21 protein-coding genes are annotated in these 26,391 nt (G+C 65.5%); 8 read left to right on the top strand and 13 right to left on the bottom strand.

Going from position 1 to position 26,391, the window contains the following annotated elements:
* Nucleotides 1-23 precede the first annotated feature (23 nt).
* Nucleotides 24-1,487, bottom strand: coding sequence for an IS66-like element ISGob3 family transposase (locus GobsT_RS15685; RefSeq protein WP_033199793.1), 1,464 nt, complete (start codon nt 1,485-1,487; stop codon nt 24-26).
* A gap of 91 nt (nt 1,488-1,578) precedes the next feature.
* On the opposite strand from GobsT_RS15685, the gene GobsT_RS15680 reads away from it, so the two are divergent.
* Entirely contained in the window at nt 1,579-1,890 is a 312-nt protein-coding gene (locus tag GobsT_RS15680) for a hypothetical protein (RefSeq protein ID WP_148087756.1), read from the top strand.
* Nucleotides 1,891-1,935: 45 nt separating this feature from the next.
* Here the strand turns inward: GobsT_RS15680 and GobsT_RS37790 are convergent, their stop codons facing one another.
* Nucleotides 1,936-2,310 (bottom strand): hypothetical protein, encoded by a 375-nt coding sequence (locus GobsT_RS37790; protein WP_157507061.1) that lies wholly within the window; start codon nt 2,308-2,310, stop codon nt 1,936-1,938.
* Between the two features lie 657 nt (nt 2,311-2,967).
* Nucleotides 2,968-4,137: a patatin-like phospholipase family protein gene (locus GobsT_RS15670; RefSeq protein WP_109571074.1), complete on the bottom strand. Its 1,170-nt coding sequence runs from the start codon at nt 4,135-4,137 to the stop codon at nt 2,968-2,970.
* Between the two features lie 681 nt (nt 4,138-4,818).
* Here GobsT_RS15670 and GobsT_RS15665 point away from each other — a divergent pair.
* The gene (locus GobsT_RS15665; protein ID WP_029601353.1) at nt 4,819-5,520 is read left to right on the top strand and encodes a DUF2293 domain-containing protein; all 702 of its coding nucleotides are present in this window, start codon (nt 4,819-4,821) and stop codon (nt 5,518-5,520) included.
* 273 nt (nt 5,521-5,793) lie between these two features.
* Here the strand turns inward: GobsT_RS15665 and ispD are convergent, their stop codons facing one another.
* Both ispD and GobsT_RS15655 read right to left on the bottom strand, forming a co-directional pair.
* Nucleotides 5,794-6,540, bottom strand: a complete 747-nt coding sequence (ispD, locus tag GobsT_RS15660) for a 2-C-methyl-D-erythritol 4-phosphate cytidylyltransferase (protein ID WP_010052410.1) — start codon at nt 6,538-6,540, stop codon at nt 5,794-5,796.
* 370 nt (nt 6,541-6,910) lie between these two features.
* On the bottom strand, nt 6,911-7,231 hold the full coding sequence (locus tag GobsT_RS15655; RefSeq protein ID WP_010050354.1) for a hypothetical protein: 321 nt from the start codon (nt 7,229-7,231) through the stop codon (nt 6,911-6,913).
* A 238-nt stretch (nt 7,232-7,469) separates the two neighbouring features.
* Here GobsT_RS15655 and GobsT_RS15650 point away from each other — a divergent pair, with 238 nt between their 5' ends.
* A complete protein-coding gene (locus tag GobsT_RS15650; protein WP_010050352.1) occupies nt 7,470-8,231 on the top strand; it encodes a sugar phosphate isomerase/epimerase family protein in 762 nt (253 codons plus the stop codon).
* Nucleotides 8,232-8,936: 705 nt separating this feature from the next.
* The gene (locus GobsT_RS15645; RefSeq protein ID WP_071529365.1) at nt 8,937-10,847 is read left to right on the top strand and encodes a WD40 repeat domain-containing protein; all 1,911 of its coding nucleotides are present in this window, start codon (nt 8,937-8,939) and stop codon (nt 10,845-10,847) included.
* A 22-nt stretch (nt 10,848-10,869) separates the two neighbouring features.
* Here the strand turns inward: GobsT_RS15645 and GobsT_RS15640 are convergent, their stop codons facing one another.
* The 7 genes from GobsT_RS15640 to GobsT_RS15610 all read right to left on the bottom strand — a co-directional run bounded on the left by GobsT_RS15640 (nt 10,870) and on the right by GobsT_RS15610 (nt 18,341).
* Nucleotides 10,870-11,538, bottom strand: coding sequence for a lysophospholipid acyltransferase family protein (locus GobsT_RS15640; protein ID WP_010050348.1), 669 nt, complete (start codon nt 11,536-11,538; stop codon nt 10,870-10,872).
* The gene (gene cmk / locus GobsT_RS15635; RefSeq protein ID WP_010050346.1) at nt 11,538-12,224 is read right to left on the bottom strand and encodes a (d)CMP kinase; all 687 of its coding nucleotides are present in this window, start codon (nt 12,222-12,224) and stop codon (nt 11,538-11,540) included. Before cmk ends, GobsT_RS15640 begins: the two co-directional genes overlap by 1 nt.
* 97 nt (nt 12,225-12,321) lie before the next feature.
* The gene (locus tag GobsT_RS15630; RefSeq protein ID WP_010047968.1) at nt 12,322-13,809 is read right to left on the bottom strand and encodes a hypothetical protein; all 1,488 of its coding nucleotides are present in this window, start codon (nt 13,807-13,809) and stop codon (nt 12,322-12,324) included.
* Between the two features lie 106 nt (nt 13,810-13,915).
* The gene (gene rimI / locus GobsT_RS15625) at nt 13,916-14,482 is read right to left on the bottom strand and encodes a ribosomal protein S18-alanine N-acetyltransferase (RefSeq protein ID WP_010047966.1); all 567 of its coding nucleotides are present in this window, start codon (nt 14,480-14,482) and stop codon (nt 13,916-13,918) included.
* Nucleotides 14,483-14,641: 159 nt separating this feature from the next.
* On the bottom strand, nt 14,642-16,834 hold the full coding sequence (locus GobsT_RS15620; RefSeq protein WP_148087755.1) for a DUF11 domain-containing protein: 2,193 nt from the start codon (nt 16,832-16,834) through the stop codon (nt 14,642-14,644).
* 98 nt (nt 16,835-16,932) lie between these two features.
* Nucleotides 16,933-17,265, bottom strand: coding sequence for a nucleotide pyrophosphohydrolase (locus GobsT_RS15615; protein WP_010047960.1), 333 nt, complete (start codon nt 17,263-17,265; stop codon nt 16,933-16,935).
* 230 nt (nt 17,266-17,495) lie between these two features.
* The gene (locus GobsT_RS15610) at nt 17,496-18,341 is read right to left on the bottom strand and encodes a hypothetical protein (protein WP_010047958.1); all 846 of its coding nucleotides are present in this window, start codon (nt 18,339-18,341) and stop codon (nt 17,496-17,498) included.
* Nucleotides 18,342-18,731: 390 nt separating this feature from the next.
* On the opposite strand from GobsT_RS15610, the gene carB reads away from it, so the two are divergent.
* From carB to GobsT_RS15590, 4 genes are all read left to right on the top strand, one after another.
* Nucleotides 18,732-22,076 (top strand): carbamoyl-phosphate synthase large subunit, encoded by a 3,345-nt coding sequence (carB, locus tag GobsT_RS15605; protein ID WP_010047956.1) that lies wholly within the window; start codon nt 18,732-18,734, stop codon nt 22,074-22,076.
* A 516-nt stretch (nt 22,077-22,592) separates the two neighbouring features.
* A complete protein-coding gene (locus tag GobsT_RS15600; RefSeq protein ID WP_010048331.1) occupies nt 22,593-24,083 on the top strand; it encodes a right-handed parallel beta-helix repeat-containing protein in 1,491 nt (496 codons plus the stop codon).
* Nucleotides 24,080-24,505 (top strand): hypothetical protein, encoded by a 426-nt coding sequence (locus tag GobsT_RS15595; RefSeq protein WP_010048330.1) that lies wholly within the window; start codon nt 24,080-24,082, stop codon nt 24,503-24,505. Before GobsT_RS15600 ends, GobsT_RS15595 begins: the two co-directional genes overlap by 4 nt.
* Nucleotides 24,506-24,583: 78 nt before the next feature.
* A complete protein-coding gene (locus tag GobsT_RS15590; RefSeq protein WP_010048328.1) occupies nt 24,584-25,339 on the top strand; it encodes a hypothetical protein in 756 nt (251 codons plus the stop codon).
* 316 nt (nt 25,340-25,655) lie between these two features.
* Here the strand turns inward: GobsT_RS15590 and GobsT_RS15585 are convergent, their stop codons facing one another.
* Nucleotides 25,656-26,360, bottom strand: a complete 705-nt coding sequence (locus GobsT_RS15585; protein WP_010048325.1) for a transaldolase family protein — start codon at nt 26,358-26,360, stop codon at nt 25,656-25,658.
* Nucleotides 26,361-26,391: the final 31 nt, after the last annotated feature.

Below are 26,391 nucleotides of genomic sequence, written 5' to 3'. Positions count from 1 at the left end.
TTCACAGTTGATGCGGGTGTATCTCAACAGCCAGCGAAAGTTGGGTTCATCATCGGTGGTTGTTGAGCCGGGACCGGGATCAGTGTTGGTGGCTTTGCCCCGGTACGGTGTGCGGTGACGGCGTCGGTGAGGAATGCGAGCACGTTGCGGCCCTGCCGGCGACACGAGGCCAGGACCGTGAGGATCCGCTCCACGAACCGGCTACCGCGTTCGGAGTCGGTGCCGTAGCTGGTCTTGCGCCAGCACACGGCGTGACGCAGGGCCCGCTCGGCCGCGTTGTTGGTCGGTTCCACCCCGCCCACGCGTGCGAACGTCCACAGGGCCGGCTCCACCGCCAACAGCTCGCGGCACACGGCCCCGGTCTTGGGGCACCCGCACCGGCCCCCGTACCCCAGGTGCGTGCGGAACCGGGCCCGCACGGCGCGGGCGTACACGCGAGCGAACGTGGACCGGGCTAACGTCCCGTCCCGCACCCGGAACCAGTGCCCGAACAGTTCGTCGGAACAGGCCAACAGGGCGGCCCCGATCGGGGATCCGTCGTTGCCCCGATCGATCATCGCCTGGAAGTCCCGCCGCAGGTGCGCCCAGCACACCTGGCGCCGATGCACCGGCAGATGCGTGTACACCGGATACCGATCGGTCGTGTGGACCTGGGCGGACCCGTCCCGCAGGTCGTCGAACGCGCTCCGGCCCCGGGTGGCGCGGATCAGGAATGCGACCACCGAGGTGCTCACCGCGACCCACAACCAGGCCCGCTGGCGCCCTTGCGTCCAGCCCGTTTCGTCCACGTTCGCCGGGTGCCCGCGGGTGTACGCGAGAGCCGCTTCGGCCACCGGGGCCAGAGCCGCCGCGGTCGTGTGCTGGAGTTTGCACACCGTGGCCGGACGGATGGGCAACCCGAACAGGTCGTCGAACAGTTGGCTCACCACCCGCTTGCCCAGGCGGCACGAACCGGTGAGCATGGCGGCCACCGCCTGGACCCGGGGACCGTACCCGGGAGCCGCGTCGGCGGGCACCGGTGCGGTCGTCACGGCGCCGCAGTGCGGGCACCGGAGCCGATGGCACCGATACTCGGTCACCTGCGGCCGGACGACCGGGATCTCATGCACCTGGTGAATCGACGGGTTCGGGTCGTCCCCGGTGAGTGGGCACGCACACCCGCGGCAGGTGTCCGGTTTGAGGGTGTGGACCGTGTCGGGCGGCAGCACGGTGCGCTCGGCCTTGGGGTGCCCCGATTGACCGCCGCGCCGCTTCCCCGAGGGACTCTTGGGCGGGGCCGGCTTCACCTGCGGACCATCCGACGAGGGCGGTTTCGACGAGTTGCTGGAATTCTGGTTGAGCCGGGTCTGAAGGTCGGCCACCGTGACCTGGAGAGCCGCGACCGTGGCCTGCAACTGCGCAACCGTCGCTTCCAGCGCACGAATGTACGCCACCACCGCTGGCGGCAGGTCACTCGGTAGCTCCGGCGGTTGAGGAACAGATGTCATCGCGTCCGTTCGATTACGGAACACCGGCTCTTGAGGCAACCCCGCGCAGAATCGAGTCACAAAGGCCTGGAAAATGCACGGCCCGCACCCCGTGAACGGTTACGAAGTGCAAGTAGAGGCATTCTTCCTCAAGAACGGTGTAACGAATCCCGACCTGCAAACAATTCGCAGATCATTCAACCCGACGAAAGTAGACAAGGTCGAGCAAACTGTAAAGATCACGCTTGGAGCTGGAACGTACAACGGCAAAGGCGTGAACAGCTTCACGATTTTGGAAGCCCGTCACGCCGGTGCGATGAAGGGCAAGATCGCATGGGCCGGCGCGACAACTGAGATCACGCTAAAAATCACCATCGACAAGCAAGGTGCGGTTACGTTTACGGGACCGTGGAGCAACAATTAGTCCGCAGGAGGCGGCATGCTCTCATTATTAGTGACATTCGCACTATCACATAGCGGCCTGTGCAAAATCCCCAACTCCGGCCTGGGGCACAATCTCGACAATCTCACAACAGTCATAAAAGAAAAGATCGGAAGTTACCTGATCACACCCCAGATGACGGGCGTCGAGGTTGAAAGGCTGATGGGGCAACCGTTCGGCGTTGACAGTTTTGGCCCGCCGGGTGAGTTTTACGTCGTATACAGTTACCTTGCTTCCGGCATCAACATCACGTTCGGGCCGGATGGGAAGGTTAAGTCGGTAGAAAGGTAATCGCGAGAGTCGCCGAGCTGCGTCGAGGCGTTTCACCTCGACGTGACTGCCTATTAGGCCCTGTTCAAGATAAGCGCCCACCCCCATCAGCAATGGGTTTATGTCGAACATGCGACTTCAGATGCAAGTCTTTGCTATGAAAGAGTTTGAGTGCGGTTCTTATCGTTGTGGTGAACAGGGTCTATTCTCAACCCCGCTCTCCGCAAATCAGCCTCAACACCGTTCCTTGCAAGACGTCGAACGACGGAGTGGGGCCACGACGACGGTCAGCACTATTACGCATTAGAGTCGTTGCACAATAGCTTAGGCTTTGCTTTAAACCATTGAGCCGTCAGACGTTAATGTAGCTTTTGCATCTCGGCCCGATTCTTGCCATAAGATCAAGATTCGAAAGCAGTTGCGCGCGAAACTGGGACTATTGTGCAGCGACTCTATTGTTCGACCGCGGGCACTGTGATTGAGGAAACTCATGCTGAAGCGACTGGCCAAAGCGTACCTGTGGTAGAGGCACGGGGTTCACGGTGCGTAGGCAGGGCATCAAGCCACCGATCTGGTGATCTCCGCAGGCCCACCTCGCTCCTGCGGGGATTGCGGTAGGTGCGGGCAGAACGAGCCTTCCGCGTCGAACGGCGGCTAAGTGGGCCTACCGAGATGAACGGGGACTTGGCGAACTAACATTTCGCCGTTTAATTATACTGGAAGATATAACATAAAATGGACAAGCGTATTCATAACTCGCGAACGAGTGCTTGGTTAGCGATGGACCGGTTACGCCTCTTCGATTTGCTCACGGACCCATTCCACCGTCTTCTTCCACTCGTCTCGGGCACGCGGGTCGGTGGTGAACGCGGTGGCCACCTTTTCCAGCCGGTCCGGGGCGTCGGCCTCGTCCATTGCGATGACCTCCGGCAGCCGCGGCTGAAGACGCCGGTACCGGTTGCCCAGCATCCCGCGGCAAACCAGTTCGTCGGCGGCGGCGGTGCCGTCCAGCATCGCGTTGAGCAGCGGCATTTCGGGCGTGTCGAACGACTTCACGGCCGCCGGCCACATCCACGCCAAGATGCCCATGTTGGGCGGTGGAACCTTCAATTTCTCAATCGGGTATCGGTTCAACACCCCACCCGTTCCGACCGACAGCACCGAAATCGATTGCAAATCGTGTCGGGCCGCGAGCGCCGCCGAGAGGGCCAGCGCCGCCGGGTTGTTCGCGAACACCCCGCCGTCAACACAGTAGCCGAGTTCGGTGTGCTTCCACGGGGCGAAGTAGGTGGGCGCGGCGGTCGTGGCCATCGCCGCGTCGAGCAGGTGCGAGTCTACAACCGGCGCCGCACCGGCAGCGCCTTTCGGTACAGGAAGGTTGTGCAGCGTCAGCGGCTGCCAGCCGTCGGGGCCGTCCAACCGCAACGTCGTGACCAGCACGTTCCGCGGCAACAGCGACAACCGCGTATCGGTGCCGACGAACGCTTTCACCAGCTTTTGCAGCCCGGCACCGGGGTCGTCGTTCGAGTACCGCGCCCCGAGAAACGCACCGAGCTGCGCCCGGTTCAGCCCCTTGGGACTCACATCGAGCTGGCTCTGAAGGGCGTCGAGCCCTTGTTCCAGAACGCCCGCGAGGTCCACTTTCACGGTGAACCCCGCCACGCCCAGTTCGAGTTTTAACCGGCCCACCAGTTCTTCGGGCCGCACCGATTTGAAGGCGCTGGCTCCCTGCACCTTGTACAGGCGAACTAGATCCTTGAGCGCCGCGGCCCCTTGCTCAGGCTTTCGGGCGGCAAGCCCGAGCGCGAGTAACCCTCCGGTCGAAGTACCGGCGAAGAGGTCGACGCGGCGCAAGAGCGCACCGCCAAGGGCGGCGTCGAGTTCTTGAATCAGCCGGGCGGTCAGATAGCCCCGCATGCCCCCGCCGTCGCACGCGAGGATGAGGTACCGTTTCGGCATTGAGATTCTGCTCCGCGGTACGAAGCCTGAACGAATGAGCCACGCCCAAAACTCAAGATCTGCTTGTTTCGTGCCAGCGTCTCGAAATCCGCTAATATTGATCGTTACGTTACCAACAGGCTTATGGAATGATGTTGGTCTGCGGTTTCCGCGCGGATAAATTGAAACTTGCTACAGGATGTGTTTGTGTCAGATCAGTCGAGTTAAAAGCGATGGGTTAATAGATGTGACGAAATGACGTATTGCGTTCAGAATCGAGAATGCGACACAACTCGCACAAACAACAGTCGCGTGAGCCTCATAAATTAGTGAACCCCCGAGTAGATACGCTCGGGGGTTCGGTCGGGCGGCCGGCTTACGTCCACCCGTAGCGGCCGTTAAGACAGCCGGCCCTTCGAACTATGGTCACTAGGCACGGGACCACCTCCTTTCAACAAAGCCACACCTCAGGCGCCGCGACCAAGCGACGCCTTCGGCCTTCAGTTTGTCGCGTCACGGACACGCGACCCGTCGAGCCAACAGCATAATACACCCTCCGAATGTCGCGCGAAGCCCTCTTCGATTTTTTTCTCGGCGGCAACAATCGGCACTCTTTGCCCGTTCGTTACGATGAGGTTGCGGACCCGCGCGGACACCGCAGCGGAGTTGAAGGACGCCCCGCCATCTGCCGATAGGAGGGCCATGCCTACGGAAAACACAGTGGTAACGTTCACCCCGGGACCGAAGCCCGATACCGTTCGCGCCGCCGACGGCACCGTCCGCACGGTACCCGCGGGCTGGGTGCTGGTTCCGCCCGGTGATGCCGCCTTGACCCGCCGCATACGTGCGGCGGGGGAGAGCTGGTCCGTTGCCGAGAAGCGCGGGCGCAAAACCTTCTCGCGCGGCACGTGGGCGCCCGCCGCAACCGTTGAACAAATCCGCGGCGACCTGGAAGCGGAACGCGCAACCGAGGCGCACGCCAAGCGGCGCCAGGCCGACGCCGATCGGCGCGAGCGGACGCAAACGGCCTACGTCGACGAGTTCGCCACCGCGGTACGCGACTTCCTTGCGTTCCACGCGACCTACGCCGACCTGGCGCAGCGGCTCGCGCTGGCCGTCACCACGCACGCCACACCGGTGGGCAGCGGCACCGTCGCACGGACGAAACGGATTCCCGTTGAGCAGCGAGCCGAGGCGGCCGTGATCGCCTGGATGCGACACCAAACGACCGGCTACGATTCGATGGTGATTCCGCGCGTGAAGGGCAAGCGCCGGGAGGTCCGGCGTATGCTCGCGCGGCGGTCGCAGGAGTTGCTCACACGTTACCGGCGCGGCGAATCCGCGCCCGAAAACTGTCCGCTTCAAAAGGCGCTTGCCCCCCGGCCGGGCGTCGGCGCGGCGTGACGCTCCGAAGAAGCCATAAGAACCGGTGGCAGAATGGGCGGCCGGCCACGGCTTCGTTCCGGCCCACATGGGCTTCGTACTTACGAAAACGATTTTGACAGGATCGACAGGATTCACCGGATGAAGACCGATCAACTCTAAATCCTGTCTATCCTGTTGATCCTGTCAAAATCGTCTGAACTCCACCATCGCGTGTTGGTGCGCGCCGGCCTCGCCTCGGTGGCCGCAATGCCACCCCGAGCGGGGATCATTCTGCCACCAACTCTAACGCTACTACTGCATCTCGTCGTCAAACGGGCGCCGCGACGGCTTGTCCTCTTCGCGACGGGCGGCGCGGGCCTTCAGTACGGCGTCCGCGAGTTCCAAGTCGTCCCGTGTGGTGATCTTGAAGTTCAGCGGCGAACCGGGCACCACCACGACGGAGTGCCCCAGCGCTTCAATTAGCTGCGCGTCATCGGTAATGGGAACCGTCAACCGCCCCCGGGCCGCGTAGGCTTCGGCGAGCCAGTCCCGCCGGAACACCTGCGGGGTCTGCGCTTGCCACACACCCGCTCGCGGGACCGTACCGGTGATGCGGTTCGTTTCGGGTTCCACCTGCTTCAGCGTGTCGGCAACGGGGACCGCCAGCATCGCGGCCCCGTGCTCGGTCGCGGACTGCACCACGGCGTTGATGAGCGCGGGCGTGACGAGCGGGCGGACCGCGTCGTGAACCGCCACGAGAGGGACACTCTCCGGCACCCGAGCCAGCGCGTTCGCGACCGACTCGAACCGCTCCGAACCGCCTTCGACCAGTTCCGCATTCGTAAACGCGAGGTGGTGGCCGAATCGCGCACGGAAGTCGTCGCGGTCCGCGGGGGCGACGACGATGTACACCTTGCTCACGTCATCGCGGCCCCAGAACGTCTCCGCGGAGCGCAGCCACACGGGGCGCCCGTCCAGAGCGACGAACGGCTTCTTCTCGGCGCCGCCGAACCGCGACGACTGACCCGCCGCCGGAATAATAACCGCGAACTGCGACACGCTTGCTCCCTCCCGACGCGCCCGACAGCATACACGTACCCGGTAATATTGCTGCTTTCTTAGCGGGGCCGCGAACCCTCGGGAGCGGGATACGAACGCGCGGTAGGAATGCGAAGGCCGTTTTTGACAGGATCGACAGGATAAACAGGATTTAAAATTGATCAGTCTTCATCCTGTTCATCCTGTCGATCCTGTCAAAAACGGCCTTCCGAAGCGTGCGGGCCGCAAAACGCCCCCCGTTCTCGCACACGTGACCGGTGGTCGTGTCGCATTTCTTGACGCGGCGCGACCGCCCGGGGGCGGTATACGTGTCACCGCTTCCGAGCGGTCGCGGCGCGTCAGAAAGCGACACCGCAGACGGGTTCATGTATCAGGGCGCGACGCTCCCTCGTTTTAGCAGTTGCTCCCAGTCCGCGAACAGCGCACGCCACGCCCCCGCCGCCGTCGCGCGATCGGCCAGTTCGCGCTCGACTGACGCCACCAACTCTTCGGCCGCCCGGAGCCGCGGCTCCCAGTCCGCCAGGCGGGCGTCGATCCGGTCGAGGGCGGGCAACTCCCCTTCCCCGGCGGACGGCGCCACGGCCCGTTCGAGCCGCTCGTCGCGCCGCTCGATGGCCTGGGTCGCGGCCGCCAGCGCGGCGTCCATGCGGTCGAGTGCGACGGTCCACTCGGCGAGCGGCAACGGGGTCATCAACGGTTCCTTCGGGGAGTGCGCAAGCTGCGCGGTTGGTAGCCGCGCCCGGCTTTAGTAACAAGCCGAATTCGCCTCTAATTTTTTCTTGCATGCGCGGGGACCGGCTGCTATTTGATCCGTCCCGGGGGGGAGCCGTGTGAGTGCCGACGGGGGTCGATACCACACGGTCGGAAGGATTGGGGGAGCGCGTCCGGAGGCCGTTCGGCGGCCGCGTGCGCGCTGGGGAGGAGACACCGTGTACGTTGCCTGCTCGACGCTCAGCTTCAGCAAGGTGTCGCTGGAGGATGCCCTCCGCACCGTCCGCGAGATGCGGTTCACGAAAGCCGATTTGGCGATTCACGAAGGCGGCCCGCACCTCACTCCGGCGGAGGTGGTTGCGGACCTGGGGCGGTGCGTGCAGCGCTTGAAAGCCACGAACCTCCCCCTCGCGTCGATTCACCTGATCACCAGCGCGACCGACACGGTCGGCGCGCGCAAAGAGTTTCAGGCCGTGTGCCGGCTGGCCCGCGTCTGCACCGTTCCGCTTCTCACGGTCCCCGCGGCGCCGATCGGGAGCGACCTCGACGCCGAAGTGGCCCGGCTGCAAGACTGGGTCCGGATCGCCGAAGCGGAAGGCGTCATCCTGTCGGTGGAGACGCACGCCCAAACCGTGACCGCAGACCCGCAGGGGGCGGCGGAGTTGTGCCGCCGGGTGCCCGGACTCGCGCTGACGCTGGACCCGAGTCACTACCACTCCGGTCCGCACGCGAGTGCCGACTACGAGTGCCTGCTGAAGTTCGTCCGGCACGTCCGGCTGCGCGACACGGGGACCGGCACGGACCAGTTCCAGGTGCGGATCGGCCAGGGGGAGATGGAGTTCGGGCGGCTGCTCACGCAACTCGACCGCTGCCGCTACGACCGGGCTCTGACGGTGGACGTCCGCGACATACCGGACAGCCCGTTCCCGATCGTGCCCGAGGTGCGGAAGCTCAAGTACCTGCTCGAATCGCTGGTGTAAAACCGTTGCGAGAACGTACCGTCCCGAGCCGCGCACCCGGTGCGCGGCCCGGGTTCATTTCGTTCCGTCCGGACCGGTGCGCCGGGCGAACTTCTCGGCGATTCACCCACCCGCGCACGAGAACGTTGCGCAGAATAGATCGTGACTCAGCGGCACCCACACCCATCAACGTTTCACCACACACGGACGCCCGGCCCCACGCACAGCGGTCACGAACGGGGCGCCGACTGGACGTTTGCTACCACCGGACTGGCGATTCGCTACCAACCCGCTGGGTTGTTGCTACCCACGAATCACACGCATCGGCCCAGATTTGCGGTCCTCAAGCCGGCTGGATCTTTCACGACTGAAAACCCACAAACTGTTGCGATTTAATGTTTTAGAACAGCAGCGATTCGCGTTTACGAGTCCCACGACTCGGCTGAGAAGCACGTCCAACCGCTCCCAAAGCGTCGCCTGCGGACTGCGGAAAGTTCCTTGCAGCAAAAATGGGTCTGGAAGTGCCATATGTGCCGGCCTTGCAACTGAGCGTCGCCAGTGAGCGGACAGGAGACCGCTCGGTCCGGTTCCAACCCCGCGGCGGTAGATCACGGGGTCCAAATCATGGAGAATTTCCGGTAAGACCGGCGGGAGCAACGCGTCTCATCTGCAACACTGCTCCGCGCCGCGTGTGCCTTGTCGAGGGCTTGTGATGCTCGCCCGCTTGTGCCTGTTCGTCTTATTAACGTTTGCACTCGTGCCGCGAGCGCCGGCGAGCCGCCGACCGCCCCGCCGCCGAAACCGGCCTCCAGTGCCGGACTGCCGGAAGGTGCGGTCGCGCGCCTCGGCCAGACGCGCCTCCGGCACGCCGAACGACCGACCTGCGTTGCGTTCGCGCCAGACGGCTCGACGTTCGTCACCGGTGGTGAAGACGGAACGGTCCGCGTGTGGTCCGCAGCGACCGGCGATATGGTTCGGATGACGCAAAAGACGGGCTACGGTGTGTCGGCAGTGCAGTACACGAAGTCCGGCAAGCAACTCGCAGTCCACTACACGGCAGAACACTTGATCCGGCTTCTCGACCCCGGGACCCTTCGTGAAATCGACACGGTCGCGTGTACGGGCACAAACCGCTTCGCCTTCAGTGCTAACGGCAAACTGCTGGCAACCAACGACGGGAGCGGCAACCTCGTCATCACCGAAGTGGAGCTGGAACTCCCGAAGCTTGAACTGACTGGCACCGACGTGTTTGCCTTCAGACCCGACGGAAAAGCGATCGCGGTTGGGAACCACGACGGAACCGTTGCCGCGCACCTGATTACCGGCGGAAAGCGAACGCTTCACCTTGCTGGGAAAGATCGGGCACGGGGGGTGTCCTACAGCCCGGACGGGAAGCGGCTTGCAGTCGGGTCGCGCGCCGCCGACGGCACCGACACGGTACGCGTCTACACCGACCGTGCCGCGCTCGTGAGCGAAGTGCCCGAGATGAACGTACCGCTCGCGTGGCTCACGAACGACCGGCTCGCGGTGAGCAACGGCACCGATGCCGGCATCTACGATTTAGCGAAGAACGCGTTCACCGCGAAAATTCGTGGCGCCGCAGGGTCGGTTGCAATTTCACCCGATGGCTCGAAACTGGTCGCGACCGGAAACGGCGGGTTGCGGGTGCGGCTCTGGGATCTGCCGTCCGGGAAACAGCTCCACGCCGAGAACGACCGCTTCCCGGCCCCGGCGCTCATGATCGGCACAACGGACGGTGAGTCACTGTTTCTGCTTTCCAATGATGCCGCTTTCCTCTGGCCCGTCGGCCGCCAAGAGGTGAAGGCGCGTGGCGTTCTGCCCGGCCCTGCGGTCGCGGCGGCGGTGGGCGGCAGTACGCTCTTGGTCGCGACTGCCGAAGGCGTTGTCGCGTACTCCGAATTCGACCCCATGAAACCGCTCGCGGCAAAGCCCACACGCGCCTTCGACAAGAGTGCGCAGGCGCGAGCCGTCGCCGTTGCACCGGACGGCCATCGCATCGCGTGGGCGGACTCGTCGGGCGCGGTCGTCCTGGCCGATCTCATGGGCGACGAACGGACCCGGTTGCCGCTGGTGACCAGTTCCGTTCTGGCACTGGCGTTCAGCCCGGACGGAACCAAGCTCGCGCAGTTCGGCCGCGACGGCTTCTTGCGGCTCTGGCCCGTGAACGGAAAGGGCCGCCCGGCTGACGAAGTGTGGAAAGCCCGCGTCGGCCGGGGGCTCCGCGCGACGATCGCGTTCAGCCCGGACGGAAAGCTCGTGACGGCCGCTTCACGCGCACAAGTGCCGATCTTCAGCGTGGCGGATGGGTCCGAGGTGTTCAAAACGGACCGGCACAGCGAAGAAGGGCTCGCACAGCACGTCGCGTTCAGCACGGACAGCCGACTGTTGATTATCGGAACGAGCGGCACGGCCGGCGGCGTCGAAGTGTGGGACGTGGCCCGTCGCCGCCTGGCGCGCCGGTTCTTGACGGGGTACGGTGACATCTCCCGGCTGTGCGTCTTCCCTGATGGGAATCGCATCGCATCGGCCGGTGCCGAAGAAGCCGTGACGGTGTGGGACCTAACCAAAGGTGGCACCGACAGCGGATCGACTCCAGGCGCGCTCCCCAAGCGCTAAGCCCAATTACCGGAGTACGCAGTTACTTGCGTCTCACGCGTTCGGCCTCCGCGTGCTGCGCGGCCAGCGACTTATGCAGGTCATCCAGCATCGCCTCGCGCTTCATGCCTTCGTAGCGCGCCGGGTTAATCGGTTCGCCCACCGAGATCGCGAGCGTACCCGGGGCGGGCGGCAGAAAGAGCGGAGCCGGCCGGGGCACGGTCATGAACCGCGACCACGCGTCGAACGCTCCCGCGATCCCGACCGGGACGATGGGGCAACCGGCCCGTTTGATCAGCAACGACACCCCCGGTTTGAGCGGATGCACGTTCCCGTCGTGGGTCCGCTCGCCCTCCGGGAACATCAACACCGCCTGCCCCTGGCCGAGGGCGTTCAGCACCGCCTGAATACCGTCCTTACCCGCGTTCCGGTCGATCGGGATCGCGTTCAGGCTGCGGATCATGGGTGCCAACCCGCGCTGCTCGAACAGCGTGTGTCGCGCCAGATAGGACAGGTACCGGCGCGACGACAGCCCCACGAGCACCGGGTCGAACATCGACTGGTGGTTCGCCAGCACGAGAACCGGTCCCGTGCGCGGCATGTTCTTCCACCCTCGGCGTCGGATGCTGAAACCGAACGTGAAGGCCGTGAACGAGGACCAGAAAACCGTGTCGTACCACAGCCGGCCGACGAAGTTCGGGCGGTCTGCCATCAGGAGGGTAGCCTTTCGGGCGATCGCCGCCGTTTACACGACCGGACCGCAAGAACAATGTTTTCCAACCGCTCGACCACTTCGGCCGTTGTGAGCGTTGTTGTATCGACCACGACCGCGTCCGGGGCCGGGCGCATCGGCCCCAGGTCGCGCTGCGCGTCCCGGTGGTCGCGCGTCTCCTGGTCCCGGTGGATGTCCTCGACGCTCACCGTCGCGCCGTCGCGGGCGAGTTCTGCGGCCCGGCGCTCGGCCCGGACGCGCGCGTCGGCAACAAGAAAGAACTTACACTCTGCGAGCGGAAACACGAACGACCCCTGGTCGCGCCCGTCGCACACGATGTCGCGGCCGACCGCTGCGGCGCGCTGGCTCGCGACTAACAGCAGACGCACCGCGCGGTGGACCGCGACCTCACTCGCGCCGCGGCTCACTTCGGGGGTGCGGATAAGTCCGGAGACATCCGCCCCGTTCAGCAGCACTTTCCCGAGGGGCACGTCCACCCGCACCCCGGCCAGCGCAGCGCCCACCGCTCGCTCGTCGCTCGTGGGCACGCCGAACCGGTGCATCGCCAGCGCGACCGCCCGGTACATCGAGCCGGTGTTGAGGTACTCGAACCCGAAGCGGGCGGCGAGTTCACGGGTGGCCGTACTCTTCCCCACACCTGATGGGCCGTCGATGGTCACAATCATAGGTAATTCGCAACACGGAACTCGGCGCGCGGGACCGAAGAGTTCGTGGCTCTTCGGTCCCGCGCGCCGAGTTCCGCTGTCCGCGTTGGCGGGTAGGTTATTTGATCCGAAGTGTCACGGTTTCCTTGTCCTTGATGACACTCCGCGTCACCGCGGCACCGGACTGAAGCAGTTGGTAACTGAAATCACCGGCGGGCACTTCTACGTCGACCTTTGTGCTCGGCGCGACCCGGTGCGTGCGGTCGTTAATGAGCATCGTGATCTCGACCGGGTACTCGTTCACCACCCGAACGATGCCCTTCGGCTTCACCTCGGGCGTCTCGACGGCCGGCTTGAGCGCGGTCTGCGTCTTCAGCGAACTCAGCTCCTTCTCCAGCTTGTTGATCTTGTCCTTGAGGTCCACGACGTCCGCGACGGCCCCCCGGTCCAAACTGTTCGTCAGCCGTTTCCCGTCAGGGTCCTTTTTGCCCAGCACCAAGGCTTCCAGCTTCTCGACTTGCTCTTCGAGCTTCTTAATTCTGTCGCTGGCGGCCTTGAGATCCGTTTTGAGCTGTTCGACGCTGACTTTGTCGTCGGCAGCGGGCGTCTGGGCCGCTGGAACCAGAGCCGCCGGAGCAGCGCGAACCGGTTCGGCGCCCAGGATCGCGCCACCGAGGATCGCAGCGGCGGCCGCGTGCTTGAGGTTTAACATCGTTGCGTCTCGTGGTGTCGAAGCCCCCGGGTCCGTTGCGCCCGGTGCCGGGAACACGAACTTCTCGGTCGTCCCGAACACGGGTTCGGGCGGCTTGGGCCGGTCCACGGTTGTCGCCGGCACGTCACGCCCGCCCGGACCAGTCGGCGGCGCGGTCGGTGCCGGCGGGCCAGCCGGGGACGATGGATTGAGCGTATTCTGCGGGTTCGCCCGGTTCAAGCCAGAATCCGGTTTAACCGGCATTACCGCCTTGGCTGGGTCTGGTGACGGCGCAGGGAGAGGAAGCGGCGCGGCCCCCGCGGGTGGGGCAACCGCAGGAAATGGTAGAACGGCCGACGGCACCGCCGGGGCGGGCGGGCTGGTGGGAATCTTCGGCGGGTCCACCGTCCCTAACGGCGTCGGAAGCGCCGGCAGTTCAGCCGGAGCCGGCAGTGCCGCCGGCTTCGGGTCCGGCACCTTCGGTATGCTCGGCACACTTGGCAGCTCGATCGAAGGCACCGGCGGCAACGGAATTTTGTCCGCATTCAGCAGCCCGGCGTCGGGCGCGCGCGGCCCGGAACCAATCGGCTCGATGGCGGACGGCACCGACGGAACGGGCGGCAGTGCCGGGGGTGCGGCGGGCACCGGCACGCTCGGCACTGGGGGCAGCGGCACCGGCACCGCCGCGCCCGCCGGCACCACCGAGCCGGGCGCCACCGGCGCGTGCTCCAACCTTGACACGGACGGAGGCACCGGGCTCGGGGCCGCGGCGCGGCTCCAGGTGGTGTCTGTGACGACCGGCGCCGCAGGAGCGACCGGCGTCTTCTCGGGCGAGGTAGCACGGACGATGCCGAACAGCCCGCCCACCGCAACGGTCCCGCCGACCGAGGCCAGCGCCACTTTCCGCCACCACATCCTGCGCTCCGTCGTCATCGCTGCGCCCTCTCCATGTGCCGTTGCGGTTCGTGCCCCTGTGCGGGTGCGGCCGGTGCGGCGCGTCCGGCCGAACCGCGCGGTCCCTTTAGCCCTGGTTGTCTTCGTACATCGCGACCCGGTTCACCGGTTCGCCGCCGAACTCGGCCCACTCTTCGGGCTCCGGCCGGTACTCCATCTGGTACGCGTCCTCGCCGCTGTCCTCGTAGTAGTTGCGCAGCACCTTCGCCGCTTTGAACCGGTGCGCCCGGAAGAACATCTGGGCCGCGATGTTGCGCTCCCGCACCGCCAGCGTCAGCTTCTGGCGGCGGTGGCTGCACAGCTTGTAGATCAGCTTCCCGATCAAGAGCTTGCCCACGCCGCCGCGCCGGGCCGCCGGCGCGACAGCGAAGTTCAGCAACTGCAGCCGCGTGCGGTGCAGCTCGTAGATCATAAACCCGGTGACGGTGTCGCCCCGCTCGGCGACCATCCCGATACAGTTCCGCTGGCGCAGGCACCGCAGGAAGTCGTCTTCGGTCCAGGCGTACTCGAAGCTGGCAAGCTCCACCCCCATCACGTCCGGCATGTCCCGGCGGATCATCCACCGGATGTGGATCGCGTTCTCGTCCGACTCGGCCCGGTCCCGGTCCTTACGCAGCGCGCGACTGATGCTCATTGCGGACTCCCTTCCCCCAGCCCCACGACCGTGCCCCCGCACGGCCGTGGGACGAAAATCCGAACCGAGGAGATCTGCCGAAAGAAGGCCGTTGCTCCGCCCAGAGCGCCTTCTCTCGGACGCTGCACGTCCCACCGTCTGCCCGCACGGCGCGGGCAACTATTCCTTGTAGAATCGCGTGCATTCTTCCTTGACGACGGCGTTGCGCACCTGGTCGCAGGTGAGCTGAACGCGGAACCGCTGCTCGCCCGCGGCGTTCCCGCGCACCCGCACCCGGTACACCGTCTCGCCCTTAACCGCCAAACTCGGGATCGGCTCGAACACCAGCGTTTGCCCCGTCGCCTTGCCCGCGGTCGGGCCGTTGGCCCCGCTGTACGTCGTCCCGTCGGCGAGCGCGGCCATGACCTGCACGTTGGTGCACGCGCCGGTCCCCTGGTTCACGACGCGGATCTCGTACACCGCCTCCTTGCCCACCTCAACGGGGTTCTCGAGCCCCGCCACCTCGAACCGCAGAGCCGCGACGCCTTCGGCCTTGATCGCGGTTTCGGCCTTGGCCTCCAGCCCGCGGCCCGCGCGAGCCGGGATGCCGCCCACCGGAGCGATCCCGTTGGGCTGAGCCTCGGGCGCGGCGATCGCGACCGTGCGGAGCATCACGTCGCCCGCGGCCCCGGCCCGCAGCTTGAGGCCCACCAGTTTCGTGCCCCCGGCGGCCAGCGGTTGGAGCTTCCAGGTGACCGCCCGCGTGGCCGGGTTAAACGCGCCGCCTTCCGACGCTTGCAGGAAATCGAACCCGTCCGGCAGGACGGCGTAAACCGTGACCGCGTCGGTGGTCGCGGTGCCCGGGTTGGAGAGCGTGATCTCGTAGCTCGGCTCGGCGCGGACGAGGCACTTGACCGGCCCGGCCTGCGCCACCTGGAGCATCGGCTCGACCACGTTCACCGACGCCTTCGCGGTCGCCTCCGGGCTGCCGTCCGCGGTCACCGTCACCTGGCACGACTGCAGGCCCGCCTTGAGCGCGTTCAGAGGGAGTTCGACCGTGCGCGTCTCGCCCGCGGGCAGGTTCGCGAGCTTCGTTTCGAGCCGCGCCCCCTGGTTGCGGAAGTCGAGCCCGTCGCTCAGCAGCGCCTGGAGCACCATCTGCTGCGCGGGACCGGTGCCGCTGTTGGTGACCTTGATCTTGAACACAGGTTCCTCGCCGGCGCGGGCCACCTCGGGGCACACCACCGCGACCGCAACGCGGGGGCGGGTGACTTTGGTTTTCGCGTCCACCGAGGCCGAAAAGGTGACCGTCGCACGGCTGCGAAGTTCGCCCTCTTCCGTGGGCCGCACCCGGACCGCGAGCCGCTTGTCGGAGTTGGCTTCAAGGGCGCCGAGCGCCCACACGAGCCGGTCGCCGTTCAGCTCGGCGGGCGGGTTACTGCTCACGTACCGGCACCCGGCCGGGAGTTCGTCTTCGACGCGCACGTGCTGAACGGCGACGTTGCCCGCGTTGCGCACGACGATCACGTACTCGGCCTCGGTGTTAAACACAACCGAATCCGGGCACACCGCCTCGACACTCACGCTCTGAGCCATCCGGGCCGGCAGCGTGACCGCCGGAACCGTCGGAGTTGCGGCCGGAGCGAGCGCAGGCCCCGGAACCGTCGGCATCGTCGGAGCACTTGCTCCGATACCGTTCGGCAGCGGCGGAAGGGGCTTGGGGTTCGTCGCGGGCGGCACCGCAGTTACCGGCGGCATGCTCGGTCCGGCGGGCGGGAACGACGGGGGCGGAACGGCGCCCCCCGTGGGTGCCGGGGTGCCAGCCGGGGCGGGCGGGACCGGCACGTACGGCGCAGGCGTGCTGCTGCCCGGAGGAGCGGACGGGGCCGCGAACTTACTTTCGCCCGGCTCAAGGCTCAAACTCGGCGGCGGAAGCGGCCGGGTTGGTGCGGCGGCCGGCGGTGCGGCGCCTGGGAACTCCATGCTCGGTGCCGGCACATCGAACCCTCCGGCCGGACGAATCGGATCGGCCCCGGCAATGCCCGGCCGCGGTCGGTTGGCGGAGCCGGTCGAATATCCGGCTGGCGGCACCTGCCCGGCCGGCGCAGCCGTCGCCCCGCCCGTGGGCCGCACCGCGGTGCCGGTGTTTGCGGGCCTGCCGAGCCCCAACCCCGCCGCCGGAGAGACCGGTTGCGGGTTCGTCGGCGTCCAGTCGCCGTAAGGGCGAACGGCCGTCCCCGGGAGGGTGCCGCTGGCGGGCACCACCTTCGGCTGCGGGTAGGTGCCGGTGGGCTGCTGCGCGACCACCGTTCCCAGTATGGCGAGCCCCGCGACCGCAACAGCGGCCGCGAGGACAATCGGTCGTTTACGCACGGCCCACTCCCCCTCGAACAGGCTGGACAAGTCCCTATGGCCGGCGAACCGATCTCCCCCGATCGGCCGCCGCTGGCGGTGAAATACTTGGCGCCGGGTCACCCGGGCGCCGGGTACTTCACCGCGTTCTTGGTCATCTTCGCCGCCACCGCCTCGGACAGATCGATCCCGGTGTGCGCGCTCAGCAGAAACACGATGTTCGCGATGTCGGCCAATTCGTCCGCGAACGCCTCGCGCTGGACCGGATCACGCGCCACCGCCACGGACTCCTCGGGCGTGAGCCACCGCAGGATGTCGCACAGCTCCCCGACCTCGCTGGCCAGCGCCATCGCGAGGTTCTTGGGCGTGTGGTACGGCTCCCACCCGCGGGCCGCTGCGAACGCGCGAATGGCGTCCTTCAGCGCGGCCACGGGCGTGGTCGCATCGGGCATTGAACCGGCTCGTGAGTGCTGGCACGGCGCCCCCGGCCGTGTCCCCCGCCGGATGAGTCGCCGATTTCGGCCCGTGGGTATAACGGGCCGGACAGAGGTGTCAACAGAAATGCAGAGCGGAAAAGGATCAATTATCGAATGACCGAAAGCCCGAGAGTCCGACTGTACGTCGGCGAGCGGCGCACTCACCGCTCACCGCGTCCGCCGACAGCAACCGGACGGAGCCGGCGTCACTTCCGCGGGACTAATTCCTTGGTGGTGCTCTGCACCCCGTCGGACTTGACGGTCACCTTGACGCCCATGGCCTCAGCCGCCACATCGAACCCGAGCACCGACTTGGTGTTCTCCGAGTTGTCGGTTCCGTCGATGCACACGTCCGTGTTGACGGTCATCTTGATCGTGCCGCTTTTCAGCGTCACGCCCTCTTTGCCCAGATCCTTCAGCGGGAACGTGGCGCTCAGCTCGAGCACGCCGAACAACTTGCCGTCTTTCTTGTACGTCTTGAGCAGCCGACCGGTCATAACCGACTTCTCAGCGTCCACGTTCAGCTTGTCCTGCCCGAGGCTTTTAACGAACTTTGTGGGATCGATTTTCCACGAGTCTCCCGATTTTACCGGCTTGCCCGGCAGAAAGTCCTTCGTCGACGGCTCGTTGGGCTTGTTAAACTCGCGCTCCAGTGCGGTCGCAAACTCTCCGATCGGTTTGTCGGCCGTGAATTCGAACTTGTCCCCTTTTTTGGCGATGGTGATCGGGGTGTTGAGCGGCGGCGGGCCGTCTTTAGCACTTGTGACATCGTACTTCTCGTACACGCGCACCACTTTCGCCGGCTTCTCGCCGTCCGCCCCGGCCGTCACCACTTGCTCGGTGTAAACGATGAGTCGGGAATCCTCTTTGTCCTTGCTGCTTGCCTTGCCACCGAACTCGAACGCCTCGGTGCTCTTGGTCTTCTCGGTCTTGGTCACCTTGAACTTGTCCCCGGCCTTGAGTACGGGGGGCTTGATCTCGACCGTATCGTCGGCCAGAGCGGACAAAGACAGGGCCGCGACAAGCGCGACAGATACAGCGAACGGGCGCATCGGTACGGTTCTCCAAGGGAAGAGGAATTACGCCGGGCTCGCTCTTCGGACAGAGTATCGCGTGCTCGGCAGCCACATGCGTTCAGTTCACCACTCTACCATTCTGGTCACGCAAGTGACCAGTAACGTCAGCCGTTCCATATAATCGGCGCGGCGTAACGGTCTGCGTCATTCGGGCAACAAGATCGCACCGGGACGGCCAGTGCGATCGTCATCACACTTCGCCGCGGTCACCCTCACATTACCAAGCACTCCGCCCGATTTCGGCCCATCTCACCCTCCCCTGCCGCCGCTCATTGGGGACACTCTTGCCGATGCGCTCTTGGCCCGCTGGGTTGTGTTCATAAGTTATTCGGAGTTTGCGCCGAACAACCTCCGTATGCGACCACAATGCCGAAACGCACTGACATCAAGAAAATCCTGCTCATCGGTTCCGGGCCCATCATCATTGGCCAAGCGTGCGAGTTCGATTACTCGGGCACGCAAGCCTGCAAGGCACTTCGCGAAGAGGGCTACACGGTCGTCCTGGTGAACTCCAACCCGGCGACCATCATGACCGATCCCGAGACCGCCGACCGCACGTACATCGAGCCGATCACGTGGGAGGTGGTCGAGAAGATCATCGCCGCCGAGCGGCCCGACGCGCTGCTCCCCACGCTCGGCGGCCAGACCGCGCTCAACACCGCGATGGACCTTTTCAAGAGGGGCGTCCTCGCGAAGTACGGCGTGGAAATGATCGGCGCCGACGCCGACGTGATCGACAAGGCCGAGGACCGGCAGCGGTTCAAGGACGCCGTGCTCAAGATCGGCGTCGCGGTGCCGAAGTCGGTCGTCGTCCACACGCTCGAGGAGGCGATGCGGGCGCTCGACGAAATCGGTCTGCCGTGCGTGCTGCGGCCCAGCTTCACGATGGGCGGCAGCGGCGGCGGCATCGCGTACAACCGCGACGAGTACCGCGACATCATCACCCACGGCCTGGCCCTGTCGCCCACCACGGAGGTGCTGGTCGAGGAGTCGGTCATCGGGTGGAAGGAGTACGAGCTGGAGGTGATGCGCGACAAGGCCGACAACGTCGTCATCATCTGCTCGATCGAGAACCTGGACCCGATGGGGGTCCACACCGGCGACAGCATCACGGTCGCGCCCGCGCAGACGCTCTCCGACAAGGAGTACCAGCGGATGCGCGACAAGGCGAAGGACATCATCCGCGAGATCGGGGTGGAGACGGGCGGCAGCAACATCCAGTTCGCCATCAACCCGGCCGACGGGCGAATGATCGTCATCGAGATGAACCCGCGCGTCTCGCGGTCCAGCGCGCTGGCCTCGAAGGCGACCGGGTTCCCGATCGCCAAGATCGCGGCCAAGCTCGCCGTCGGGTACACGCTGGACGAGTTGAAGAATGACATCACCCGGGAAACCCCGGCGTGCTTCGAACCGACCATCGATTACGTGGTCACGAAGGTGCCGCGGTTCGCGTTCGAGAAGTTCCCGGAGGCGAACGCCACGCTCACCACGCAGATGAAGAGCGTGGGCGAGACGATGGCGATCGGGCGCACCTTCAAGGAGTCGCTCCAGAAGGCGCTGCGCGGGCTGGAGGTGGGCCGGTTCGGGCTGGGGTGCGACAAGCGGGACCGCTGGGGCACCCCGAACGCGCCGTCGCTCGAAGAGATCACCGTCAAGCTGTCCAACCCGAACGCGGACCGCATCTGGTACGTCCGCTACGCGATGCTCGCGGGAATGACCGTTGAGGAAATTCACCAGCGGTCGCGTATCGACCCGTGGTTCCTGCGCGCGATTCGCGAACTGGTCGATGTGGAAGGCGAACTGCGCGGCGTGTCGTCCCTCGACGCGGTCACCCCGGAACTGATGCTGAAAGCCAAGCAGCACGGGTTCATCGACCGGCAGCTCGCGGCCCTCTGGCAAGTGTCCGAAGCCGAAGTGCGGAAGCTCCGCACCGCGCAAGGCGTCACCGCCGTTTTTAAGAGCGTGGACACCTGCGCCGCCGAGTTCGAGGCGTACACGCCGTACTACTACAGCACCTATGAGGCGGGGGTCCGGGCCCAGGGTTCGGAATCGGGAGTTCCCACCGGCTCTTCGCTGCTCCCCGGCGAGGACGAGGTTCGTCCCGGCATCGGGAAGCCGCGCATCATGATCCTCGGCGGCGGACCGAACCGCATCGGCCAGGGCATCGAGTTCGACTACTGCTGTTGCCAAGCCGCCTTCGCGCTCCGCGCCCGCGGGTACGAGGTCATCATGGTCAACTCGAACCCGGAGACCGTGAGCACCGACTACGACACCTCCGACCACCTGTTCTTCGAGCCGCTGACGCCCGAAGACGTCATCAACATCCACGAGCGGATGAAGCCCGAAGGGGTGATCGTACAGTTCGGCGGGCAGACCCCGCTGAACCTCGCGACCCCGCTCCAGAGCATGGGGGTGCCGATCATCGGCACCAGCGTGGACAGCATCGACATCGCGGAAAACCGCGAGCGGTTCGCGCGCCTCGTCACGGACCTGGGGCTGCTTCAGCCGGCCAACGGCACCGCGGTGGACGAGGCCCAGGCCCTGCGCGTGGCCCGCAAAATCGGCTTCCCGATCCTGGTCCGCCCGAGCTTCGTGCTCGGCGGCCGTGACATGAAGATCGTTTACAACGAGGACGAGCTGACGGCGTACATCCGCCGCGTCGAACCCGACCTGTCGCGGGACCGCCCGGTGCTGATCGACCAGTTCCTGGAGAACGCCACCGAGGTCGACGTCGACTGCCTCTCTGACGGCACACGCACGGTGATCGGCGGCGTGATGCAACACATTGAGGAGGCCGGCATCCACTCCGGCGACTCGGCGTGCGTGATCCCGCCGTACAGCCTGCCCGCGACCGTCATCAACGAGATCAAGGTCCAGACGCGGAAGCTCGCGGCGGCACTTAACGTCAAGGGGCTGATGAACATCCAGTTCGCGGTCGCCGGCATCCGCGGCGGCGTGACCGCGACCGAGGCGGCGAAGGTGTACATCCTGGAAGCGAACCCCCGGGCCAGCCGCACGATCCCATTCGTGTCGAAGGCGACGGGCGTCCCGCTGGCCCGGCTGGCGGCACTCGTGATGGTGGGCAAGACGCTCGACGAGCTCGGGGTGAAGGACGAGGTCATCCCCACGCACTACTCGATCAAGGAGAGCGTGTTCCCGTTCAACAAGTTCCCCGGCGTGGACATCATCCTGGGGCCGGAAATGAAGTCCACCGGCGAGGTCATGGGCATCGACGACTCCATGCCGATGGCGTTCGCGAAGGCGCAGCTCGCGGCCAGTTCGCGGCTCCCGGAGGGGGGCACCGTGTTCATCTCGGTCGCGAACCGGGACAAGGACGCCACGGTGCCGATCGCGCGGGGGTTCGCAGAGCTGGGGTTCCGGGTCATCGCCACCCGCGGCACGGCGGCGTTCCTGCGCGAGCGGGGGGTGCCGGTCGAGGACGTTCCGAAGATCGCCGAGGGCCGTCCGAACCTGCTCGACCACATGAAGAACGGCAGCGTGCAACTGATCATCAACACGCCGACCGGCCGCGGCAGTTCGACCGACGAATCGCGCATCCGGGCCGAAGCGGTGGCCAGCCGCGTCACCGCAATCACCACGATTTCGGCCGCCCAAGCCGCCGTCGAAGCATGTCGGGCGCTGAAGCAGCGGCAACTGACTGTTACCGCGCTTCAGGACCGGTTCCCGACTCAAAAAGCCCCCGGAATGTAGCTGGCTGATGAGACTAGGGAGGTAGGCAGGGCCACTTCGAGCAAGGTGGTGTGGGTCATACGAACCACACTCACCTTGTTGCGCGCCCGGGGAAAAGCGGTCACGCGCGGATGCAAGTCGTGCTTACGGGCTCCGCGAGGCAGTCGTCGGACGCAACGGAGGGCTACCCAATGGCCCTCCGTTGCGTCCCCTGAAATCCCATCGCCGCCTTCGTCCCACGCCGCAATCTCGTTAGCCCAGAGGAGGCTACCGTGCCGCGGACGCCGTGAGCAGATCAATCTCCGACTGACGCCCAGGTTACACACACCGGCTGACGCCAGCGGTTAGACGAGCACGGCCGAACCGCCGTTGGGTGGCGCACAACCAACGAACTTGAAACGACTGAAGTCGCATTTTGTCCATCGGTAGCACTGTCGAGCGTACCCCCGGTTCAATCAGCCCCACCGAACCCGACATTGCGCCTTCCCGCTGGCCATTTCACCGGGTACCCTCGCCGTGTACCTTCTGGAGTGCCGCATGTCGCGTCGAGTCATCGGTCTCTTCGCCAGTGGGCTTGCGCTGTCGTTCCTGGCGTTACTGGCAATCGGATTCGCCGGGAGGGGGCAACCGGTGCCGCGACCGGAGCCTTTCGGGCCGTTTAAGGTGCCGCACGGAACGGTGCGCGACCACGGCGCGAAGGGCGACGGTTGCACCGACGACTGGCAAGCCGTTCAGAACGCCGTCAACGCCGGGAACGGCCCGACCGTGTTCCCGCACGGCACTTACCGCATCAGCAAACCGGTTCTCGTGAACTTGAACAAAGCCGGGTTCGCGGCCCTGCGCGGCGACGGCACCGCGCGAATCGTAATGGCCGGCGAGGGACCGGCGTTCAAATTCGTGGGCACACACACCGGCACAGCGGACCCGAAAACGGTCGGCGCGCAGGTTTGGAATGAGCGGATGCCGAGCGTTGAGGGGTTGGAAATCGTTGGCGGGCACGACAAGGCGAACGGCATCGAAGCGGCGGGCACGATGCAGCTCACCGTCTCAAAGGTGCTGATCCGCAAGTGCTTTCACGGCATCCATCTGACAACGCGCAACCGCAACGTCCTCGTTTCGGACTGCCACATCTACGAGAACCGCGGGGTCGGCGTTTACCTCGACAACGTGAACCTGCACCAGATCAACGTTACGGGTTCGCACATCAGCTATTGCGATCTGGGCGGCGTCGTGGCCCGGGCCGGGCAGGTGCGGAACCTCCACATCACCGGTTGCGACATCGAGAGCAACCACGGGGTGAACGGTCCGCCCACCGCGAACGTGCTCATCGACAGCACCGGCGGGTCGAACGCCGAAGTCGCGATCACCGGCTGCACCGTTCAGCACAACCACAACGCCCCGGGTTCGGCCAACATCCGTATCAAAGGTCCGAGCGCGACAAAGGCGAACGGCACCGGTGAACTCCGCGACGGACACGTCACCATCACCGGCAACGTCCTCAGCGACGTAAAGGTAAACGTTCACCTCGATCACGCCCGCGGGGTCTTAATGACCGGCAACACTTGTTGGACGGCCTACGAGCACAACGTGCTCGTCGAGAACAGCACCGCAGTAACCATCGGTCCAAACAACTTCGACCGCAACCCGCGCTACGCGAGTGAAGAGAAGCCCGAAACGGCCAACGACCTTGTGTTCCGCAACAGCACCGACTGTGTGCTGACGGGCTTCACGGTTTCGCGCGTCCGGGTGGCGCCCGCGGCCGTCACGCTCGACACCTGCGACCGGTTTAACGTTACGAATGTGACGATTTTAGATTCCGATGCCGTCGGGCTGCTCCTGAAAGATGTGTCGCGCTCGCGCGTCAGCGGGTGCCTGATCCGCGACGACCGGCCACGAACCGACTCACTCGCGGTGAAAGCGGACGGCGGGCGAGCGAACATGATCGTGGACAACTACTTCGGCCGCCCTTCCGAAATCCCCACAGGCGTCGGGCTGGTCGAACGGAACTACGACGGGAACAAGCCGTGAGTCTGACCCGAACCGCGGCGGCGCCGTTACGCTACCTGTGGGCACTGCCCGTGACGCTTCTCGGGCTTTCGTGCGTGCCGCTCGCGGTGGTCACCGGCGGTCGGATGCGCGTCGAGCGCGGCGCGCTGGAGGTGTACGGCGGGTTCGCGCGGTTCGTGCTCCGCCGGTGCCTGTGGATCGAGGCCTCCGCTCTGTGCCTCGGGCACGTAATCCTGGGCCAGGACCGCGACGCCCTCGACCACTCGCGCGACCACGAACACGTCCACGTGCGCCAGTGCGAGCGGTGGGGGCCGCTGTTCCTCCCGGCATACTTCCTGGCGAGCTACCTCGCGTGGCGGCGCGGCGACCACTTCTATTTCGACAACCGGTTCGAGCGCGAGGCCTACGGTCTGGATCGGAAAAAGTTCTCGCGCGGCAGATAATCCGGCGCTACCAGCGGCGAATCACTGGCGAGTGCCGGCCGGCACGCCGGCACGTTCACCTCACATCGGGAGCGACTCGTGAAGCACCTTCGGCATGCGGTTCTGGCGCTCGGGTTCGTATTCGCGGCGATCGCTCCGGCGCGGGCGGACGACGCGGCGGAGGCCCGAAAGTTGATCGAGAAGGCCGTAAAAGCACACGGCGGGCAGGACAAACTCGACAAGTTCGGGGGCGCCGTCAGTAAGCTCAAGGGCACCTTCTACGGGCAGGGCGACGGCCTCGCAATGACCGGCGAAATCTCTGTCGCGGGACAGGACAAGCAGCGCATCGACCTGGAGATCGACGCCGGCGGGCAGAAGATCCCGATCGTCATCGTCCTGGCCGGCGACAAGGGTTGGACGAAGATCGTGAAAGACGTGACGGAGTTGGACAAGGACAAGCTCGAAGAGACCAAGGAGCAGGCATACGCCTCCTGGGTGACGAACTTGGCCCCACTGAAGGACAAGCAGTTCACCTTCGCCACGACCGGCGAGATCAAAGTGGAAAACCGCCCGGCGCTCGGGGTGAAAGTGTCGAGCAAAGGGCACCGCGACATCGACCTCTACTTCGACAAAGAAACCGGCTTGCTCGTGAAGAGCGAAACGCGCGTGAAGGACGACACCACCGGTCAGGAGGTGACGGAAGAATCGTTCCCGAGCGAGTATAAGGAAGTTCAAGGGACCCAGCAGGCGATGAAGTTCCTTACCAAGCGGGACGGCAAGAAGTTCATCGAAGGCGAGGTGACGAGCCTGGAGTTGGTCGAGAAACTCGACGCCAGCACGTTCACCAAGCCCTAAGAAACGGCGGCGGAGCGGACGGTCGCGGCTGCGTTCCGGCCCACGGGCCTCATGATTACGAACACCGATTCTGACGGAGTTGAAATCCTGTCGATCCCGTCAAAATCGTCCGGACCACGCCATCGAGTGTTGGTGCGGCCCGCTCCGCCAGTCGCCCGCAGTGCTACCGCTGCATCAATGGGCCGCCGGGATCGCCGACCGTGTGCGATCCTTACGCGAGTGGCTGGCAACACCTGCCGCGCAAGGAAAGCCGGGCGGCCCATGCGGCGCGTCAACCTGAAATGCCCGCGGCGGCCTGGAACCGCGGGGCTCAGCATCAAGCGGCTCGCTTCATCTGGTTGGCCTGGACCGCCTGCTCCCATGCGCGGAACTCGGTCATGAACTGGGCAACGGCCTCGTCGGTCTTCGGGTGAGCGCACATTTGCGAGAAGAACTTGGGCGGCACCGTGAGAATGTGCCCGCCGGCCTGGATCGCCTCGTTCACGTCGGCGATGTGGCGGATGCTGCCGACGATGATCTCGCTGTCGAGCCCGCGCCGGTCGAGCGACTCGCGGGTGGCGCGGACCACGCTGCCGGCGTCGTAGCCGATGTCGCGGATGCGCCCCCAGAACAGGCTCACGTACTTGGCCCCCGCGCTGGCGGCCATGATCGCCTGGTTGTACGACATGCAGCAGGTGCAGTTCACCGGCACGTTCCGCTTGGCCAGCTGCGCGATCACCTTCAGCTCGTTCCAGCCGATCGGGATCTTGATGTTCAGGTACGGGTAGTCGCCGAACTCGCGGACGAACTCCTCGGCCTGGTCGGCCATCTTGTTCGGGTCGGCGGTGTTCACCTCCACCGACAGCGGGATCTTGGCGTCGTGCCGGATCAGGGCGTCGATCATCGAGCGGATGTGCGCGCCGAAGTCCGTGCAACCGGACCGCGCGACCAACAGCGGGTTGGTGGTGACGCCCGACGGGAACCCCCGCTCGAGGCACATCTCCAGCTCTTTCACGTCCGCGGTGTCGACGAACAGTTTCATCCCAAACTCCCTTTTGGCGTGAACCCGTACC

Origin of the sequence: Gemmata obscuriglobus (assembly GCF_008065095.1) — a bacterium.
Taxonomy (GTDB): domain Bacteria; phylum Planctomycetota; class Planctomycetia; order Gemmatales; family Gemmataceae; genus Gemmata; species Gemmata obscuriglobus.
The sequence above is the reverse complement of the archived record's forward strand: the minus strand, read 5'-3'. Positions and strand labels throughout refer to the sequence as shown.

Bases quoted from the DNA above. Each gene is read 5' to 3' on its own strand.
- GobsT_RS15685 (WP_033199793.1), bottom strand. From the start codon at position 1,487: ATGACATCTGTTCCTCAACCGCCGGAGCTACCGAGTGACCTGCCGCCA.
- GobsT_RS37790 (WP_157507061.1), bottom strand. From the start codon at position 2,310: ATGTTCGACATAAACCCATTGCTGATGGGGGTGGGCGCTTATCTTGAA.
- GobsT_RS15670 (WP_109571074.1), bottom strand. From the start codon at position 4,137: ATGCCGAAACGGTACCTCATCCTCGCGTGCGACGGCGGGGGCATGCGG.
- GobsT_RS15665 (WP_029601353.1), top strand. From the start codon at position 4,819: ATGCCTACGGAAAACACAGTGGTAACGTTCACCCCGGGACCGAAGCCC.
- GobsT_RS15655 (WP_010050354.1), bottom strand. From the start codon at position 7,231: ATGACCCCGTTGCCGCTCGCCGAGTGGACCGTCGCACTCGACCGCATG.
- GobsT_RS15640 (WP_010050348.1), bottom strand. From the start codon at position 11,538: ATGGCAGACCGCCCGAACTTCGTCGGCCGGCTGTGGTACGACACGGTT.
- cmk (WP_010050346.1), bottom strand. From the start codon at position 12,224: ATGATTGTGACCATCGACGGCCCATCAGGTGTGGGGAAGAGTACGGCC.
- GobsT_RS15630 (WP_010047968.1), bottom strand. From the start codon at position 13,809: ATGTGGTGGCGGAAAGTGGCGCTGGCCTCGGTCGGCGGGACCGTTGCG.
- rimI (WP_010047966.1), bottom strand. From the start codon at position 14,482: ATGAGCATCAGTCGCGCGCTGCGTAAGGACCGGGACCGGGCCGAGTCG.
- GobsT_RS15615 (WP_010047960.1), bottom strand. From the start codon at position 17,265: ATGCCCGATGCGACCACGCCCGTGGCCGCGCTGAAGGACGCCATTCGC.
- GobsT_RS15610 (WP_010047958.1), bottom strand. From the start codon at position 18,341: ATGCGCCCGTTCGCTGTATCTGTCGCGCTTGTCGCGGCCCTGTCTTTG.
- carB (WP_010047956.1), top strand. From the start codon at position 18,732: ATGCCGAAACGCACTGACATCAAGAAAATCCTGCTCATCGGTTCCGGG.
- GobsT_RS15600 (WP_010048331.1), top strand. From the start codon at position 22,593: ATGTCGCGTCGAGTCATCGGTCTCTTCGCCAGTGGGCTTGCGCTGTCG.
- GobsT_RS15585 (WP_010048325.1), bottom strand. From the start codon at position 26,360: ATGAAACTGTTCGTCGACACCGCGGACGTGAAAGAGCTGGAGATGTGC.